General features: G+C 70.6%; 1 protein-coding gene. It reads left to right on the top strand.

Annotated elements, in window-relative coordinates; all coding sequences use genetic code 11:
- Positions 1–255, top strand: a 255-nt coding sequence (locus tag QSK17_RS35960; RefSeq protein WP_285711171.1) for a transposase, incomplete at both ends; no start/stop codon positions are given.

The raw sequence follows: 255 nt of genomic DNA, 5'->3' as shown, positions 1-255 counted from the left end.
AGCGACGGCGACCCCGTAGATAACCCGCGCCACCTGGCCGCCTCCGCTGACCGGCTCGCGGCTGCCCAGCGGGATCTCGCCCGCAAGAAGCGGGGCAGCAAGCGCCGCCGCAAGGCCGTGGCACGGGTCGCCGCGCTGCACGCCAAGGTCCGCCGTCAGCGGTTGGACGACGCGCACAAGGCTGCCAATGCGCTGGTCCGCGGCTATGACGTGATCGTGCACGAGGCGTTGAAGATCACCAACATGACCAGGCGG

It is taken from the genome of Microtetraspora sp. NBRC 16547 (assembly GCF_030268965.1).
In the GTDB taxonomy this organism is placed as follows: Bacteria; Actinomycetota; Actinomycetes; order Streptosporangiales; family Streptosporangiaceae; genus Microtetraspora.
Note: the sequence above shows the minus strand (reverse complement) of the source record. Positions and strands in the feature narration are given on the sequence as shown.